The organism is Luteibacter aegosomatis (assembly GCF_023078455.1).
In the GTDB taxonomy this organism is placed as follows: Bacteria; Pseudomonadota; Gammaproteobacteria; order Xanthomonadales; family Rhodanobacteraceae; genus Luteibacter; species Luteibacter aegosomatis.
The window spans coordinates 4044677-4061142 of sequence record NZ_CP095740.1; the positions used below are offsets into that span (position 1 = coordinate 4044677).

General features: G+C 66.8%; 15 protein-coding genes. 11 read left to right on the forward strand and 4 right to left on the reverse strand.

Annotated elements, in window-relative coordinates; all coding sequences use genetic code 11:
• The first annotated feature begins 172 nt into the window (after positions 1-172).
• Positions 173-1735: an SGNH/GDSL hydrolase family protein gene (locus tag L2Y94_RS18180; protein WP_247370712.1), complete on the forward strand. Its 1563-nt coding sequence runs from the start codon at positions 173-175 to the stop codon at positions 1733-1735.
• A 109-nt stretch (positions 1736-1844) separates the two neighbouring features.
• Here the strand turns inward: L2Y94_RS18180 and L2Y94_RS18185 are convergent, their stop codons facing one another.
• Entirely contained in the window at positions 1845-2798 is a 954-nt protein-coding gene (locus L2Y94_RS18185; RefSeq protein WP_247370715.1) for a cupin domain-containing protein, read from the reverse strand.
• 110 nt (positions 2799-2908) lie between these two features.
• On the opposite strand from L2Y94_RS18185, the gene L2Y94_RS18190 reads away from it, so the two are divergent.
• The 3 genes from L2Y94_RS18190 to katG all read left to right on the forward strand — a co-directional run bounded on the left by L2Y94_RS18190 (position 2909) and on the right by katG (position 6472).
• Entirely contained in the window at positions 2909-3448 is a 540-nt protein-coding gene (locus L2Y94_RS18190; protein ID WP_247370718.1) for a carboxymuconolactone decarboxylase family protein, read from the forward strand.
• A gap of 30 nt (positions 3449-3478) precedes the next feature.
• On the forward strand, positions 3479-3973 hold the full coding sequence (locus tag L2Y94_RS18195) for a YkgB family protein (RefSeq protein ID WP_247370720.1): 495 nt from the start codon (positions 3479-3481) through the stop codon (positions 3971-3973).
• A 192-nt stretch (positions 3974-4165) separates the two neighbouring features.
• Positions 4166-6472: a catalase/peroxidase HPI gene (gene katG / locus L2Y94_RS18200; protein WP_247370723.1), complete on the forward strand. Its 2307-nt coding sequence runs from the start codon at positions 4166-4168 to the stop codon at positions 6470-6472.
• Between the two features lie 65 nt (positions 6473-6537).
• On the opposite strand, the gene L2Y94_RS18205 is transcribed toward katG, so the two are convergent.
• Positions 6538-7500, reverse strand: coding sequence for a D-2-hydroxyacid dehydrogenase family protein (locus tag L2Y94_RS18205; protein ID WP_247370726.1), 963 nt, complete (start codon positions 7498-7500; stop codon positions 6538-6540).
• Between the two features lie 191 nt (positions 7501-7691).
• Here L2Y94_RS18205 and L2Y94_RS18210 point away from each other — a divergent pair, with 191 nt between their 5' ends.
• Together L2Y94_RS18210 and L2Y94_RS18215 are read left to right on the forward strand one after the other, a co-directional pair.
• A complete protein-coding gene (locus L2Y94_RS18210) occupies positions 7692-9221 on the forward strand; it encodes a catalase (RefSeq protein WP_425602412.1) in 1530 nt (509 codons plus the stop codon).
• A gap of 40 nt (positions 9222-9261) precedes the next feature.
• Positions 9262-9948, forward strand: coding sequence for an ankyrin repeat domain-containing protein (locus L2Y94_RS18215; protein ID WP_247370728.1), 687 nt, complete (start codon positions 9262-9264; stop codon positions 9946-9948).
• On the opposite strand, the gene L2Y94_RS18220 is transcribed toward L2Y94_RS18215, so the two are convergent.
• Positions 9940-10524, reverse strand: a complete 585-nt coding sequence (locus tag L2Y94_RS18220; RefSeq protein ID WP_247370731.1) for a TetR/AcrR family transcriptional regulator — start codon at positions 10522-10524, stop codon at positions 9940-9942. The genes L2Y94_RS18215 and L2Y94_RS18220 overlap by 9 nt on opposite strands.
• 118 nt (positions 10525-10642) lie before the next feature.
• Between L2Y94_RS18220 and L2Y94_RS18225 the strand changes: the two genes are divergently transcribed.
• The 5 genes from L2Y94_RS18225 (at position 10643) to L2Y94_RS18245 (ending at position 14912) form a co-directional block, all read left to right on the forward strand.
• Positions 10643-11197 (forward strand): hypothetical protein, encoded by a 555-nt coding sequence (locus L2Y94_RS18225; protein WP_247370733.1) that lies wholly within the window; start codon positions 10643-10645, stop codon positions 11195-11197.
• Between the two features lie 69 nt (positions 11198-11266).
• Positions 11267-12121 carry a CPBP family intramembrane glutamic endopeptidase gene (locus tag L2Y94_RS18230; RefSeq protein WP_247370735.1) on the forward strand — a complete coding sequence of 285 codons (855 nt, stop codon included), beginning with the start codon at positions 11267-11269 and terminating at the stop codon, positions 12119-12121.
• 49 nt (positions 12122-12170) lie between these two features.
• Complete coding sequence (locus L2Y94_RS18235; protein ID WP_247370738.1) at positions 12171-13577, forward strand: DNA-3-methyladenine glycosylase 2; 1407 nt, start codon at positions 12171-12173, stop codon at positions 13575-13577.
• Positions 13574-14116, forward strand: coding sequence for a methylated-DNA--[protein]-cysteine S-methyltransferase (locus tag L2Y94_RS18240; protein ID WP_247370741.1), 543 nt, complete (start codon positions 13574-13576; stop codon positions 14114-14116). The genes L2Y94_RS18235 and L2Y94_RS18240 overlap by 4 nt, the downstream gene beginning before the upstream one ends.
• Before the next feature lie 82 nt (positions 14117-14198).
• Entirely contained in the window at positions 14199-14912 is a 714-nt protein-coding gene (locus L2Y94_RS18245; RefSeq protein WP_247370744.1) for a response regulator transcription factor, read from the forward strand.
• On the opposite strand, the gene L2Y94_RS18250 is transcribed toward L2Y94_RS18245, so the two are convergent.
• The gene (locus L2Y94_RS18250) at positions 14894-16318 is read right to left on the reverse strand and encodes a sensor histidine kinase (protein ID WP_247370746.1); all 1425 of its coding nucleotides are present in this window, start codon (positions 16316-16318) and stop codon (positions 14894-14896) included. The two genes, L2Y94_RS18245 and L2Y94_RS18250, sit on opposite strands and share 19 nt — an antisense overlap.
• Between the last annotated feature and the right edge of the window lie 148 nt (positions 16319-16466).

The window sequence follows — 16466 nt, forward strand, 5'->3', positions numbered from 1 at the left end:
CATGCAAGCCGTTCGTTGTACGAAACACGCGCACCACAGTCTTGCATGAAATTTTTCCCGGACAAGGGTGATGTGACGCGCTCCGCAGAATGGCGTGCCGCGGCGGATTCGTACAAAACCGCGACCCGGCGGCCGGAAACACTGGCCGCCCCTCCCACGAAGGATAGCCGCGATGACACGCACGTTCCTGCGCCACCGCCCGCTCGCGCTCCTGCTCGGCACGGCGCTTTTCGCCACCGGCGGCGCCCACGCCTCTTCCACGCTCGCGCCATGGGTCGGCACCTGGGGTGTCGCGGCCAAGGACATCGGCACGCGCGACTTCGGCGGCCTCACCTTGCGCCATATCGTTCACACGAGCATCGGCGGCACGTCGGCACGCATCCGCGTGTCCAATCGCTACGGCGACCGGCCCGTCACGCTGAGCGACGTCCACATCGCGCAGAGCGCGGGAGGATCGTCCTCCCGTCGCGACACCGATCATGCCGTGACGTTCGACAACCAGGCGACCATCACCCTCGCGCCCGGCCAGGAAGCCACCAGCGACGGCATCGACATGACGGTGCCGGCCCTGTCCGACCTCACCGTCAGCTTCTACGTGCCGCAGCCGACCCCGGGTCGCATCACCGGCCACGACTTCAGCGGCCAGACGCTCTACCTCGCCAACGGCGACGTGGCCGGACAGGGCGACATCCCCGCCTTCGCCGACCAGAACGACGTGTTCCTCTCCAACGTGGACGTGCAGGGCCCGAATCCTCAGGGCGCCGTCGTGACGCTGGGCGCCTCGATCACCAATGGCGACGGCTCGTCGTTCAACGCCAACCGTCGATGGCCCAACGACCTGGCCGCGCGGCTGGCCGCCGCGGGCAAGAACGTGGGCGTGATCGACGAAGGCATTTCCGGCAACCGCCTACTCGCCGACGGCTCGGGCGTGAGCGCCCCGAACCGCTTCGACCACGACGCGCTCGATCAGTCCGGCGCACGCTGGGTGATCTTCTCCGACGATCCGATCAACGACCTCGGCGCCACCCCTTTGCCGACCGCCGACGCTCTCATCGCCGCCGAAGCATCGTTGATCGACCGCGCCCACGCGCGCGGCTTCAAGTTCCTCTGCTCCACGCTCACGCCTTACGAGGGCTGGTCGACGTGGTCCACCGCGGGCGAAAACGTGCGCGCGGCCGTCAACGCCTTCATTCGCGGTGCCGACAGCGGATGCGACGGCGTGGTGGACCAGGACCTCGCCGTGCACGACCCACAGCATCCCACCCGCTACCTTCCCGCCTACGATTCGGGCGACCACCTGCACCCGAACGACGCCGGCCACCAGGCCATCGCCGAGGCGGTAAATCTCGGCTTTTTCGCTCCGCCGAGCCTGCCCGCGATCGCCGCGCCCGTCGGCTGCGGCAGCATCGGCGTAGGAGAAGGCATCACACCGGGGCAAAGCGTGGTCTCCTGCGACGGCGGACATCATCTCGACCTGCAGCGGGACAGCAACCTCGTTCTGTACGACGCCGCCAATACGTCGATCTGGATCCCGTGGACGTACGACATGGGCGCGGGCGAGCTGCGCCTGGAGAACGACGGCAACCTCGTTCTCTACAGCTCGCTGGGCACCACGATCTGGCAGTCGAACTCCGGTGGCCACGCCAATGCGCGCCTGTTCGTGCAGGGCGACGGCAACATGGTGATCTACGACGACAACGGGCCGATCTGGAATACGGGCACGGCCGGACAATAAGACTTTCCGACGTCACCGCCGCGCAGGAATCGCGAACAGGGTCCGCTTCCACCCTTCGGCAGGAAGATCGACGGCCGGAGGATGGGCGCGACGCTGTTCGCGATAGGGGTCACCGCGAGCCGCTCACTCCGGTCGAGCGCCTCCACTCCCCAGGCGTCATGCCCATCCACTGCGTGAACACGCGACGGAACGCGGCCACCGAGCGGTAGCCGACCCTGTCGGCGACGACCTCCGTCGCGACGCCCGGACGGCGCAGTTCGTTGACGGCCAGGCTCATGCGGACGTCTTGGAGGAATTCGGCGGAGGAACGCCCCAGCCCATCCTGGAAACGCCGCATGAACGTCGCGCGCGACATGCTGCACAACCCGGCTAACTCGGGCAGGGTCCATGCGCGGGCCGGATCGGCGAGCATCGCCGCGATCGCCGGTGCCAGCCGCGGATGACCGGCCAGGGCCAGCAATCCCGGTGGTGGCTCGTCCGATTCACCCGCCACGCGAAGCACCAGCGCGAACAACGCCGACGACAGCGCGTTGAGCATGGCGTAGCCGCCAAGGCGCTCGTCGGCGGATTCGTTGCGCATGAGGTTCACGAGGCCCGCCAGGTGGTCCGCCGCCGGCGACGTGCCGTGCATGCCGGCGCGCACCACGAGCGTGGACGGCAAGTAGTGCCGCATCCACCGATCGTGCGGCGCGTCGGTGGCGAAGCGACCGCAAAGCATGTCGAAGCGTTCGCCCTGCCCGTCGTTTTCGCTGAGCACCAGCTCGTTGAGCAGATGGCGCTCGTGCGTCCTCGCGGGCGCGTCGCCACTCACGTCGCGCAGCACATGGGCGGAGCCGTGGGGAAACAGCACGATGTCGCCCGCCTGCAAGGGCGTGGTTTGCCGGGTCACCGGATCGTCGAGCACGGCACGGCCGCGCAACAGCAGGTGATAGGGCATCTCGCCCGCTGAAGAGTCGGTGTAGGTGACGTTCCAGGGCGCGCCGTAGGCGCAGCGGATCTCCAGCCAGCCGCGTACCGAAACGACGGCGAGCAGGCGGCTCAGCCAGTCGACGTTTGACGCCATGGGCGATACCTCGTGATCCTTTTGAGCATCTTATTGAGAATTATGGGGCTCGTCGAGATCACCTCAGATCCGCAAACTGGCGTCATTCCCACCACGCAAGGAGTCACGCCATGAACCGCATCGCCATCCCCGCCGTCGATACCGCCACCGGCGCCACCGCCGAGGTCTATGCCAAGGTCCGCAAGGCCACCGGCGGCCAGGTTCCCAACCTCTTCGCCGCCCTGGGCCATCTCTCGCCCGGCGTGCTCTCCGCTTACCTGGACGCCGAAGGCGCCCTCGCCGCTGCCGGGCTCGGCCGCAAGGATCTGGAAACCATCAAGCTGGCGGTAAGCGCGCAGACCGGCTGCGAATACTGCGTGGCCGCGCACGACATGCTCGGCAAGCTGGCCGGCTTATCGGCCGACGACACCCGCGCCATCCGCACACTCCAGCCCACCGGTGACGACAAGCGCGACAGCCTAGTCCGCTTCGTGATCGCCACGCTGCGCGAACGCGGCACTGTGCCGGCGGACACCCTCGCCGAGATCCGCGCCGCGGGATACGGCGACAAACAGTTGGTCGCCATCGCGTTCGCCATCGCGCTCACCGTGTTTACCAACACGTTCAACCGCATCAACGACACCGACGTCGATTTTCCGGCCGTGCAGTAACGCCCCCACCCGACCCCAAGGAATCCAGCCATGAACGCCATCGCCAGCGCCCTCGCCCGCAGCCGTTTCCTCCGCAGCGACATCGACTACCACCTGCTGCGCGCGGCGATGGTGATCATCTTCGCGTGGTTCGGCTACGACAAATGGTTCACCGCCGAGATCGAAGGGCTGCTTCCGATCATCACGAACGGCCCGCTCATTTCCTGGACGATTCCGACGCTCGGCATCCGGGGAACGTCCATCTTCCTCGGCACCTCGGAATGGACCTACGGAACGCTGTTGCTGCTGGGCTTCTGGAACAAGAAGCTAGGTGTGATCGGTGCCTTGGGGTCGACGGCCACGTTCATCGCCACGCTGACGGTCATGCCGTTCGTTCCCGACGCGTGGCTGGGCGATGCCGGTGGTTTTCCGGCCATGACGATCAACACGGCCTTCCTGCTGAAAGATCTCGTGCTCCTGTCCGTCTCGCTTTACCTGCTCAAGCAGGATCTGGCCCGAGTGCTCCATGTGGAGCCCGCCCGCTGAGTTTCGCCATCGAAAAGGGCCCTGACAAGAAAAGGCCGCCCCCTGAGGCGGCCTCTTCGTGATAGGCCTGGCCTCTTGTCATCATAGGATCAATCAATTTTCGCGATGATTCATACGGGGCATAAGATCCGGTATGCATGCGTCATTCCGTCCTTAGCCCTACCGAGTCGGCCAGCCAGAGGAGAAGCGCAGATGTCCAGCGAGTCCAAGTGCCCGTTCAACCACACCGCCGGCGGCGGTACGACCAACAGCGACTGGTGGCCCAAGCGGCTGCGCGTCGACCTGCTGAACCAGCATTCGTCGCGATCCAACCCGATGGATGCCGACTTCGATTATGCCGAGGCGTTCGAAGCGCTCGACCTGGCCGCGGTGAAGAAAGACCTCGAGAAGGTCATGACCGATTCGCAGGACTGGTGGCCGGCCGACTTCGGCCACTATGGCCCCCTCTTCGTCCGCATGGCCTGGCACAGCGCCGGCACCTATCGCATCGAGGACGGACGCGGCGGCGGCGGACGCGGCCAGCAACGTTTCGCTCCCCTGAACAGCTGGCCCGACAACGTGAGCCTCGACAAGGCTCGCCGCCTCCTCTGGCCGGTGAAGCAGAAATACGGCCGCGCGCTCTCCTGGGCCGACCTGCTCATCCTCACCGGCAACGTCGCGCTGGAGAGCATGGGCTTCAAGACCTTCGGCTTCGGCGGCGGACGCGAAGACACCTGGGAACCCGACCAGGACGTCTACTGGGGCAACGAAACGACCTGGCTGGGCGGCGATATCCGCTACGGCAAGCACGCGGCGCAAACCAAGGATGCCGAAGAGGCGCCCAAGCCCAAGCCGGCCGACGAGGGCGTGGTCACCGCCGACGCCGAACTCCACGGCCACGAGCACAGCCGCACCGACGGCGGGCGCAACCTGGAGAATCCCCTCGCCGCCGTGCAGATGGGCCTGATCTACGTCAACCCGGAAGGCCCGGACGGCAACCCCGATCCCGTGGCGGCGGCGCACGATATCCGCGTCACCTTCGGCCGCATGGCGATGAACGACGAAGAGACCGTCGCGCTGATCGCGGGCGGCCACACGTTCGGCAAGACGCACGGCGCCGGCCCGTCCGACAACGTGGCGTCCGAACCCGAGGGCGCTGAGCTCGCCGAACAGGGCCTGGGCTGGCGCAACAGTTACGGCAGCGGCAAGGGCCGCGACACGATCACCAGCGGCCTGGAAGTCACCTGGACGCAGCAGCCCACGAAGTGGACCAACCTCTTCTTCGAGAACCTGTTCAAGTACGAGTGGGAACTGGAAAAGAGTCCCGCCGGCGCGAACCAGTGGGTGGCCAAGAACGCCGACGACAGCGTTCCCGATGCGCACGGCGGCCCCAACAAGCGCCCCACCATGCTCACCACCGACCTGTCGCTGCGCATGGACCCCGCCTACGAGAAGATTTCGCGCCGATTCCTGGAGCATCCCGAACAGTTCGCCGATGCGTTCGCGCGCGCCTGGTTCAAGCTCACCCACCGCGACATGGGCCCGCGCTCGCGCTACCTCGGCCCGGAAGTGCCCGAGGAAGTGCTGATCTGGCAGGACCCCGTCCCCGAGGCCAGCCATCCGCCGCTCGCCGAATCCGACATCAAGGCGCTCAAGGAAAAGGTGCTGGCGTCGGGCCTCAGCGTGTCGGACCTGGTATCGACGGCCTGGGCCTCGGCGTCCACCTTCCGCGGCGGCGACAAGCGTGGCGGCGGTAACGGTGCGCGCATCCGCCTGGCGCCGCAGAAAGACTGGAAGGTCAACCGCCCCGACCAGCTGAAGAAGGTACTGGATACGCTTGAAGGCGTCCGCAAGGACTTCGGCAAGCCGGTGTCGCTGGCCGACCTGATCGTGCTGGCGGGCGGTGCCGCCATCGAGAAGGCCGCCAAGGCCGCCGGCCACGACGTGACCGTGCCGTTCTCCCCGGGCCGCACCGATGCCACGCAGGAGCAGACCGACGTCGAGTCGTTCGCGCCGTTGGAACCGGTCGCCGACGGCTTCCGCAACTTCGTGAAGGAGCGTTACGCCGTACCGGCCGAAGCGCTGCTCATCGACAAGGCGCAGAAGCTGACGCTCACCGCGCCCGAAATGACGGTACTGGTAGGTGGCCTGCGCGTGCTCGGCGCGAATGCCGACGGCAGCCAGCTCGGCGTGCTCACCGATCGCCCCGGTACGCTGAGCAACGACTTCTTCCGCAACCTGCTCGACATGGGCACGGAGTGGAAGCCCTCGTCGGCCGCCGCCGAATCGTTCAACGGCAGCGAGCGAGGCACCGGCAAACCACGCTGGACCGCGAGCCGCGTCGATCTCGTCTTCGGCTCGAACTCGGTGTTGCGTGCGCTTGCCGAGGTATACGCCAGCGCGGACGCCGAGAAGAAGTTCATCGACGACTTCGTCGACGCCTGGGCGAAGGTGATGAACCTGGATCGTTACGATCTGCGCAAGAAGAAAGGGTCGGCTGCGGAACGCAAGGCGGCATGATCGATCGCTCCCTTCGGCGGCCGCCGAAGGGAGTTTTTCGATGTCACGATATCGCCCGACCGCACCTACGGCTTTTTGCGCACGCCGCTTTCGACCCACGCCACGATGTGACGCAACGCATCCCCATAAAACGTCCGGTACATCTCGGCAGTGACGTAGCCGATGTGCGGCGTGGCAAGCAGGTTATCGAGCGACCGGAAGGGATCGTCGAGAGGCAGCGGTTCGGTATCGAAGACGTCGATGGCGGCGCCCGCGATGCGACGCTGCCGAAGCGCGGCAAGCAATGCCCCGTTATCGACGATCGGCCCGCGCGACGTATTCACCAGGCGACTCGTCGGCCTCATCAGGGCTAGTTCCGGCGCGCCCACCAGACCCTGCGTGCGATCACTCAGGCGCACGTGGATCGACAGGATGTCCGATTCGCCGAACAGCGTGTCCTTGTCGACGAGCCGTACGCCCTTCTCCGCCGCGCGCTCGGCGGTGAGGTTCTGGCTCCAGGCGATCACGTTCATGCGGAACGCCTGCGCGATGACGCCCACCGCCGAACCGATATGGCCCAGGCCCAGCAGACCGAGCGTCTTGCCCGCCAGTTCCGTGCCCAGGCCCACCTGCCAGCCGCCATCGCGCAACGAACGGTTTTCGATGGCGAGGTTGCGCACCATTGCCAGGATCAGCGCCCAGGTCAGCTCGATGGTCGGCGTGGACGAATAGTCGGTGTGCGTGACCTCGATGCCGCGTTCGGCGGCGGCGGCCGTATCGATGGACGCGTTGGCCCGTCCCGTCGATGCGATGAGTTTCAGGTTCGGCAGGCGGTCGATCACGTCTCGCGTGAGCGGCGTGCGCTCGCGCATGACGCACACCACGTCGAAGGGCCGCAGACGCTCGACGACGTCGTCGACACGGGCGAGGTGATCGTCGAATGCCACCACCTCCGCTCGTCCGTCGAGGATGGACCAGTCCGCCATGCGCAGGGCGACGCCCTGGTAATCGTCGAGAATGGCGACCTTGGGACGCGTTGGACCGGGCATGCACTGGCTCCGTCGAGGAATGATCGATCATATCGCGTATCGCCGCGAACGATGCCGCACGTGCATAGCGTGATGCTCGACACATTCGCCCGATCTATCGCCTCGATAGCAACGAACGATTGGATCAATCTCATCATGCCACGCATGATCGCCGACGGCACCAGCGAGGTGCGGCAGGCAGGATCAACCCCTTGAAGAAGCTATCCATCGGAACGCTGGCGTTCGCGCTGGCATGTACGCTCGTCGGCGCGGCCCACGCGCAGCAAACCCATCTGACCACCGACGGCGGTGCACCGGTGGGCGACAACCAGAATTCGCAGACCGCCGGCCCGGCGGGCCCCGTGCTGCTGCAGGACTCGCACCTGATCGAGAAACTGCAACGCTTCGACCGCGAGCGCATTCCCGAGCGCGTGGTGCATGCGCGCGGCACCGGCGCCTTCGGCAGCTTCATGCCCAGCGTGGATATCTCCGACCTCACCCGCGCGAAGGTGTTCACCCCGGGCATCACCACGCCGGTGTTCGTGCGCTTCTCCACGGTGATGGGTTATCGCGGTTCGCCCGAGCAGGCCCGCGACCCGCGCGGCTTCGCCATCAAGTTCTACACGCAGGAAGGCAACTGGGACATGGTCGGCATCAACTGGCCGATCTTCTTCATCCGCGACGCGATCAAATTCCCCGACTTCGTGCACGCGAACAAGCCCAGCGCGGTCACCGGCGTGCAGGATCCGGAACTGGCCTTCGACTTCTTTGCGCACACGCCCGAAGCCACCAACATGCTCACCCACCTCTACACGGTGGAAGGCATGCCGGACTCCTACCGCCACATGGACGGCTTCGCCGTGCATGCCTTCAAGTTCGTCAACGCGAAGGGCGAGGTGCACTACGTCAAGTTCCACTGGAAGAGCCAGCAGGGCATCCACGGCTTCAAGCCGGCCGAGATCGGACCGTCCATCGGCAAGGACTGGAACCTGATGACCAACGATCTCTATGGCGCCATCCGCAAGGGCGACGATCCGAAATGGGATCTCTACGTGCAGGTGCTGACGCCCGATGAGCTGACGAAGTTCGATTTCGACGGCCTGGACGACACCAAGGTCTGGACCGGCGTACCTGAGCGCAAGATCGGCACCATGACGCTGGATCGCGTGCCCGACAACTACTTCGAAAGCACCGAGGAATCCGCCTTCGCGCCATCACGCCTCGTGCCGGGCATCGAGCCGTCGGAAGACCGCATGCTCCAGGGCCGCCTCTTCGCCTACGCCGACACGCAGATGTACCGGCTCGGCGCGAACTACAACAGCCTGCCCATCAACCGCCCCGCGGTGCCCGTCCGCAACGAGGACCAGGACGGCGCGATGAACGCGAGCGGACGCAAGGGCGAGACCAACTACGAGCCGTCGGGCATCGCCGAAGTGTCGGAAGATCCGTCGGCCAAGGGCGTCCGCACGCCTCTGGCCGGCACCACGCAGCAGCAGAAGACCAGCAAGCCGCGCGATTTCTTCCAGGCGGGCGAGTATTACCGCAGCCTCTCGGCGCAGGACCGGACGTTCCTGGTCACGGCGCTGGGCGACGATCTCGCGAAGGTGCGCACGCAGGACAACCTCTACCGCATGCTGTCGTATTTCTACCGCGCGGACCACGAGTACGGCGAGCGTCTGGCGAAGGCGGTGCACGCGGACCTCGCCAAGGTGAAGACCTTGTCCGACACGCTTCAGGACTGAAGGAGCCACGGCACCCGGCGCCACGCCGGGTGCCGACACCATGACGATGCTCCGCTTCCTTCGATCCCCTCGGTGCTGGCTGCCCACGCTCGTCGTGCTGGTGGCCGCGGGCACATGGTTCATGTCGCCGCGCCTTCGCCTCGCCGTGCGCGGCGTGGAGCCGTCGGCCATCGCCGCCACCCAGCGTGTCGACGCGCACCGCTACGACGATGCCTGGTTCGACGCGGCACGCGTGGGGCGCATCGACATCCTCGACGCGCTGCTGGACGCGGGATATCCCATCGACGCCAAGACGCCTGCCGGCTACACGGCGACGATCCTGGCCGCCTACGACGACCAGCCCGCCGCGCTCGATCATCTCCTGGCGCGCGGCGCGAATGCATGCCTCGGCGACCGTAACGGCAACACCGCGCTCATGGGCGCCCTGTACAAGGGCCAGATGGACATCGCGGCGCGGCTGCTTTCCACTCACTGCCCCGTCGACCAGGCCAACAACGCGGGCGAGACCGCGCTTTCGTTCGCCGTGATGTTCGGCAGGCTGCAGATGCTCCAGCCGCTGCTGCAGCGAGGCGCCGATCCGTCGCATCGCGACCGCCAGGGGGATACGCCTTACCGCGTGGCCGAAAAGCAGGGCAACGATGTCGCCATGCAGGCCCTGCACCGGATCGTCGAGGGCCGCTCCCTGCCCGCGCGCCCCCACCGAAGCGGGATCGCCGACCTACCTTGAGGGCGCGGGCACCTGCAGGAGCTTCCTCAGCCCGTTCTCCACGATGTCCGCGAACACCTTCGGATCGCCGTAGGCGCGCGCGGCCAGCATGGCGCCGTAGACCATCGACATGAACGACTCGGCTTCGAGCCGGGCGGAGGCCTGCAGCTCGAACAGCCCGAGCTGCGCGCCCTTGGTCAGCACGGTTTCGAGCCAGTGCGACAGATCGCGAAAATGCGCGCGGACATGCGTCGCGAGATCGTCGGGCAAGGTGGGCAGTTCCGCCGCGAGCATGCCCGCCACGCAGAACGGGGCGGACGCGTCGGCGATGCACTTTTCCCAATAGCCCGTGTACATCCGCAACTGCTCTTCCGGATTGAAGCTGCCCTCGGCGAGGAAGTTGATCTGCTGGACGATGATCGCCCGCGACTCCTCCACCACCGCGCTGGCCAGGTCGGACTTCGACGGAAAGTGGTGGTGGATGCTCGCCTTGCGCACGTTCACCTCTTCGGCGACGTCGGCATAGCTGAAACCGTTGTAGCCACGCGTCTGGATGAAACGGCGGGCCGAATCGATGAGTCGCTGCTGAGTAGTCATGCCGCTAGTCTACCATCTGGAAGGTAGATTTCAGTCGTCTACCCCCACGAGAAAAAGTAGTTGACTAATGACCTACCTACTAGTAGGTTTGTGCCACCTTCGATTCGGATTCCCCCTCATGAACAGCTCCCTCGAGAACCGCCTGGCCCTGCGCCAGTTCTATTTCCTCCGCGCAGGCGCGGCTTTCGCCTGGGTCGTCCTGGTGGCGCTCCTGGCGGCCAAGTCCCCGCTCGCGGCGGGCGTGCTGCTCTTCATCTATCCGGCGTGGGACGCCTTGGCGAACATCATCGACGCGCGGCGGAACGGCGGCCTCGCGGTGAATCCCGGCCAGCGCCTCAACGCCATCGTCAGCACCCTGACCGCCATCTGCGTGACCGTGGCTTTCGTCCAGAAAGGCAACGCGGGCGGACTGGCCGTGTTCGGTGCCTGGGCCCTGCTCGCGGGCCTCTTCCAGCTCGCCGTGGGCATCCGTCGCCGCAAGCTGGGCGGACAGGCCTTCATGATCATCAGCGGCGCGCAGTCCGCGCTGGCCGGCGTGATCTTCATCGCGCGGTCCCTCGGCGACACCGTGCCGGGCGTGGTCGAGCTCGCACCGTATGCGGCCTTCGGCGGGTTCTACTTCCTGGCTTCGGCGCTGTGGCTGACCTTCCGCAAAGTACCGGCCGTGTCATGAGTCGCATGGACGCTCCCGACATCGCGTGCTATCCGTCGTCACTTCCACGACCCTGGCGATCTGTCCCTCATGCGTAAGCCGTTCCCCGCAGGCGACATCGTCTGGTTCATCGTCTGGCTGATCGCTTTCAGCGCGCCGGTCTCCGCGTTCATCGTGCACCTGGGCACCCAACCGCCGATGATGTCGCGGATGCTGATGTGGTGCCCCGGCGCTGCAGCGCTGGCGACCTGCATCACCCGCAAGCGGGACGTGCGATCGCTCGGCTGGACGTGGCCCCGGCTCCGCTACCTCGGCTGGGGCTACATCATCCCTTTCCTCTACGCGATTCCGGTTTACGCGATCGCGTGGATGCTGATACCGGATGCGTTCCAGTGGAGTACCTACGCCGGGAAGCTGGCGCACGACTTCCAGGTGGCCAATCACGCGAACGCGTTCGCCGCGTTCTTCGGCATCCCGACCACCATGATCTTCATCGTCATCAGTGGCATGGCCTGGGCCCTCGGCGAGGAAATCGGCTGGCGTGGATTCCTGGTGCCACGTCTGTACGAACGCCTCGGCTTCACGGGCACGAGTCTCGCCAGCGGCGCGCTGTGGTCCGTATGGCATTACCCGAGCCTTCTCGGTGCCGACTACAACGCGGGGACGACGCCGGCCTACGCGGTCGCGTGCTTCACCGTCATGGCGATCGGCATGTCGTTCGTCATGACCTGGCTGCGCATGGCTTCGGGAAGCCTCTGGCCGTGCGTCGTCCTGCACGCCAGCCATAACACCATCGTGCAGGCCGTGCTCGATCCGATGACCGCCACGGACGGACGGGCGCCCTACGTCACCACCGAGTTCGGTGCCGGCATGGCCATCGTCTTGACGATGGTGGCGGTCTCGCTCGCGCTCCGCCAACGAGGGCGACCGATCCCGGCGTCGTGATCGCGACACGGCGCATGCGTTCGCACGGCCTTCCGGCTAGCATGCCCGGATGACGACGATCCGCCTGCTCGACTGGGACCGGCGCACCGCACGACGTGGCGCGCTGGATGGCGTGCTTCTCCTGGGCACGGCCGACCCTTACGTCTACCACCTGCCCTCCTGTGTACTGGCCATGGGCCGCAAGGCGGACCTGACGGCATTCGCTTCCGAGCCGCAGGCCAGGGCGGCGGGGCTCAAACCGTGCAAGCGGTGCAACCCGCACCGCCTGCATGCGGAGCGCGGCGACGGCCTCGAGCTGTTCCACCGGTTGAGCGAACGGCTGGAAACCGAGCCGGCAAGCGTTCCGTCACCGACCGCGCTCGCCGAGGCGGTCGGCGTGACGGACGACGTGCTGGCCGTGGTGCTGGGCGATCATGCGCACGCCACCGCCGGGGAATGGCTCGAGCGCAAGCGGGTGGCCTTCGCGGCACGACAACTGCTGGATCTCGGCGCCACGGCACGCGACGCGAGCCACGCCGCGGGATTCCCGGGTATCAAGCCTTTCGAGCGGGCGTTCGGCCTGCTGATGGGCATGACGCCGGACGACTACCGCCACCTCGGCACGCAGCCTGGATTTTCGATTCGCCTGCCCGCCGATTACCGAAAAGACGCCGTGCTCGCCTACCAGGGCCGCGACGTCGAAGGACTGGCCGAACGCAGCGACGCATCGCGCGTCTGGAAAGCCCTGGATACGCCGGACGGTCCGGCGATCGTGGACATCCGCTTCGAAGGCCGCCTCGCGAACGTCAGCGTGACGTCGCCACGGCGGCTTGGCATCGCCAGCTTCGCCATCCTGCATCGCGACGTCCTCAAGGTGCTCGGCCTGCGCAACGACATCCGTGCGTTCGAAGCCGCCCATCCCGACCTGGTGTCGGCGCGACGCGGCCTGCGCGTTCCGCTGGTGCCACGCGCCTTCGACGCCCTGTGCTGGGCCATCATCGGGCAGCAGATCAACCTCAGCTTCGCGGGCAGCCTTCGTCGCGAACTGATCCTGCTCGCAGGCGAGCGCGTGGGAGACATGATCGTGCACCCCACGCCGGAGGCCGTCGCCCGCATCGATCCGGACGACCTGACCCGGCGTCGTTTCTCCCGCGCCAAGGCCCGGTATCTCATCGAGACGGCGCGGGCCATCGCCGAGGGCAAGCTCGCCGTCGAAGCGCTCGCCGAGGACTCGGCGGTGGACGCGGAACGACGTCTCACGGCGCTCCATGGCATCGGCACGTGGACCGCGCGCTACGTGATGATGCGCATCGGCTTCGCGGACGCCGCGCCGGTGGGCGATTCCGGCCTCGCGACGGCGCTGGAGCGCATGTACGGGTTGGCGGAGCGCCCGGACGCCATCGCCACCGCGCGGCTCATGACGCCTTATGCGCCGTGGCGAAGCTTGGCCAGCCTGCACCTGTGGGCATCGCTATGAAGACGTCGTCGAGCTACGTGTACACGACCCTGCCCTCCCCGGTCGGCCAACTGACCCTGTTGGCAAGCGACGAAGGACTGGCCGCGATCCTATGGGAAAACGATCGTCCCGGACGCGTGCCGCTGCCGGTGTCGGGCGAAGCACCCGAACACCCGGTGCTGATGGAGGCTGCCCGGCAGCTCGACGAGTACTTCAAGGGCGAACGCCGCGCGTTCGACCTGCCCCTGGACTTCCACGGCACGCCGTTCCAGAAAGCCGTATGGACGGCCCTGCTGACGGTGCCCTACGGCCAGACGCGTTCCTACGCGCAGATCGCCGAACAGATCGGCCGCCCCTCCGCGATGCGTGCCGTCGGCGCGGCGAACGGACGCAACCCGATCTCCATCGTGGCGCCCTGCCATCGGATCATCGGCACCGGCGGCCGACTGACCGGCTTTGCCGGAGGCCTGGATGCCAAGGCCTGGCTGCTGCGACTCGAAGGCGCGTTGATCGAACGTGCCGAATCGCGCCCTCCGATCATGGACGACCTCTTCGCCTGACCCGCTCGCGCGCCACCCATGGATTTTGGCGCGGCGCGAAGGCAATCTGGCCGCCGGCGCGAAGAAAACGAGGCTTGCGCGAGTGACGACATACCCACCCGATCCCGTCGCGCCGGCGCACGGCCTGCAACTGGTGCTGCTGGAAGACGACGACCTGCTGCGCGATCGCATCCTGCTGCCCAGGCTGACCCAGTTCGGCTTCCACGTCAGGGCCACCGGCAGCGCGGCGGGATTGCATGCACTGGTGGGACAACGCATGCCGGACCTGTTCGTGCTGGATATCGGCCTGCCCGACGGTGACGGCTTCACGCTGGCACGCTCGCTTCGCGGGAGCTTCCCCGAGGCGGGCATCGTCATCCTGACCGGCCGAAGCGACAGCGTCGATCGCGTGCGCGGTCTTTTCGAAGGCGCGGACGCCTACCTGGCGAAGCCCGTCGAGATCGACGTGCTGGTCGCCACCCTGCACAGCGTGGCCCGCCGACTGCGGCCGACGACGAAAGCACTCGCCGGCCGCTGGGAACTCAGTCCGGACGAGTGGTTTCTCCGCTCGCCCGCGGGCGGCCAAGTGATGCTCACCAAGGGCGAACGCCGCCTGCTCGAATCGCTGCTCCAGCATGCGAACGAAGTGCTTCCCCGCGAATCGCTGATCGCCGTGCTCACCGACGACGTCGACGCCTTCGATCCGCACCGGCTCGATTCCATGGTGCATCGCCTGCGTCGCAAGGTACTCGCCACGCTCGGCGAACCGCTGCCCCTGAACGCCGTCCATGGCACCGGCTACGTGCTGACGACCTGATCCGCCGGAACGATCGTTCCCTCCGGCGCGTCGACGCAAGGCAAGCTCACGCGAATCGCCGTTCCCCTGCCGGGCTCGCTTTCGACCGTCGTCCGGCCGCCGGCCCGGACCACCAGGTCGTGGACGACGCTCAGGCCCAGGCCCGTGCCGCGGTCGGCCGGCTTGGTGGTGAAGAACGGATCGAAGATTCGCGCGCGAACGGATTCGGCCATACCGATGCCGGTGTCCCGCACGGTCAATGCCACGCCACCGTCGCGATCCTCCAGCACGATGTCGCAGCGGCCGCCGTCGGGCATCGCGTCGCGCGCGTTGGTCACCAGGTTGATGATCGCCAGCTCGAACTGGCTGCGGTCGAAGAGGATCCAACGTGGTTCGTGCGGCAGCGCCAGGTGCAGCTGGCAGTGCGCGGGCAAGGATTGACGGGCCAGCGGCCGCAGCTCGCGCACGGCGGACACCACGTCGAATACCTCGGCGGACGCCACGTCGCGCCGACTGAAACTGAGCAGCTTCCGGCACACCGCCGTGCCTCGGCGCGCGGCCAGTTCGATGCCTTCCAGCGCATCGGCCACCGCCCGCACGTCGCCGTCCAGCCGTTCGGCCTCCGGCAGACGGTCCCGTTCGGTGGAAAAGCCCAGGATGATGTCGAAGACGTTGTTGACGTCGTGGGCGACGCCGCTGGCCAGCTTGCCGACCGCATCCATCTTCTGCGCATGCAGAAGCTGCTCGCGCGTGCGTTCGCGTTCGGCGATTTCCAGGGCCAGTTGCCGCCGTTGCCGCTCCGATTCGCCGAGGCTCTGGCGCAAGGCATCGATGGCGCGGTCGACGATCAGGGCGATAAGCAGGTAGCTGGTGAGTGCCCGCATCGGCAACGCGTCGTAGAACGCCGAAAGGAATCCCCGCGCGTGCCCCGGATCGGCGGCGGTGAGGGGCGCCACGCTCACGGCGAGGATCAGCGCCTCGGCGGCATAGGTCGTCCATAACGCCTTGCGCCCCAGCATGAGTCCGCTCAGGGCGAGGATCATGATCAGCGTGAGGTTGCCGTCGGTGGCGCGGTAGCCGAAGGCCGCATACGCCATCGCGCCCGACGCGAGCATGGTGCCGACGAACTGCGCCACGGCCAGGGGGAACCGCCCGGCGCGGATGAGCCACAGGCCGAACCAGGCCGAGACGGTCATGGCAAGGTCGGTGCCGATGTCGACGGCCAGGGCGGCCGATGCGCCCACGCGTGCCTTGCTGAAGAACTGCGCCTGCAGGTAGCCACCGTGCAAGCCGAACAGGTAGAGCTTGGTCGCCGGTATGCGCAGGCCTTCGAAGATCAGCAGCAGTTGCATGAATACCGCATTGCGCCGATCGACGGGATCGTCGATCGGGGTGTCGTCAAGCCAACGGCGGACGCGGGACATCATCGTGCGTTTTCCTCGATCGACGCGCCGCGTCCCGGCGGCGGTGAGAAGCCGGTGAGAAACCGGAAAGACGAGCGTGTGTGACTTTGCCGAAGATGTAAAGCTAGTCTCGTCCGTCCGCACCGTGTTTCGTTGCGGATGGCATGCCGAA

What these genes read in the sequence shown, in the direction of transcription:
- L2Y94_RS18180 (WP_247370712.1), top strand. Translation starts at nt 173, where the DNA reads ATGACACGCACGTTCCTGCGCCACCGCCCGCTCGCGCTCCTGCTCGGC.
- L2Y94_RS18185 (WP_247370715.1), bottom strand. Translation starts at nt 2,798, where the DNA reads ATGGCGTCAAACGTCGACTGGCTGAGCCGCCTGCTCGCCGTCGTTTCG.
- L2Y94_RS18190 (WP_247370718.1), top strand. Translation starts at nt 2,909, where the DNA reads ATGAACCGCATCGCCATCCCCGCCGTCGATACCGCCACCGGCGCCACC.
- L2Y94_RS18195 (WP_247370720.1), top strand. Translation starts at nt 3,479, where the DNA reads ATGAACGCCATCGCCAGCGCCCTCGCCCGCAGCCGTTTCCTCCGCAGC.
- katG (WP_247370723.1), top strand. Translation starts at nt 4,166, where the DNA reads ATGTCCAGCGAGTCCAAGTGCCCGTTCAACCACACCGCCGGCGGCGGT.
- L2Y94_RS18205 (WP_247370726.1), bottom strand. Translation starts at nt 7,500, where the DNA reads ATGCCCGGTCCAACGCGTCCCAAGGTCGCCATTCTCGACGATTACCAG.
- L2Y94_RS18215 (WP_247370728.1), top strand. Translation starts at nt 9,262, where the DNA reads ATGACGATGCTCCGCTTCCTTCGATCCCCTCGGTGCTGGCTGCCCACG.
- L2Y94_RS18220 (WP_247370731.1), bottom strand. Translation starts at nt 10,524, where the DNA reads ATGACTACTCAGCAGCGACTCATCGATTCGGCCCGCCGTTTCATCCAG.
- L2Y94_RS18225 (WP_247370733.1), top strand. Translation starts at nt 10,643, where the DNA reads ATGAACAGCTCCCTCGAGAACCGCCTGGCCCTGCGCCAGTTCTATTTC.
- L2Y94_RS18230 (WP_247370735.1), top strand. Translation starts at nt 11,267, where the DNA reads ATGCGTAAGCCGTTCCCCGCAGGCGACATCGTCTGGTTCATCGTCTGG.
- L2Y94_RS18235 (WP_247370738.1), top strand. Translation starts at nt 12,171, where the DNA reads ATGACGACGATCCGCCTGCTCGACTGGGACCGGCGCACCGCACGACGT.
- L2Y94_RS18240 (WP_247370741.1), top strand. Translation starts at nt 13,574, where the DNA reads ATGAAGACGTCGTCGAGCTACGTGTACACGACCCTGCCCTCCCCGGTC.
- L2Y94_RS18250 (WP_247370746.1), bottom strand. Translation starts at nt 16,318, where the DNA reads ATGATGTCCCGCGTCCGCCGTTGGCTTGACGACACCCCGATCGACGAT.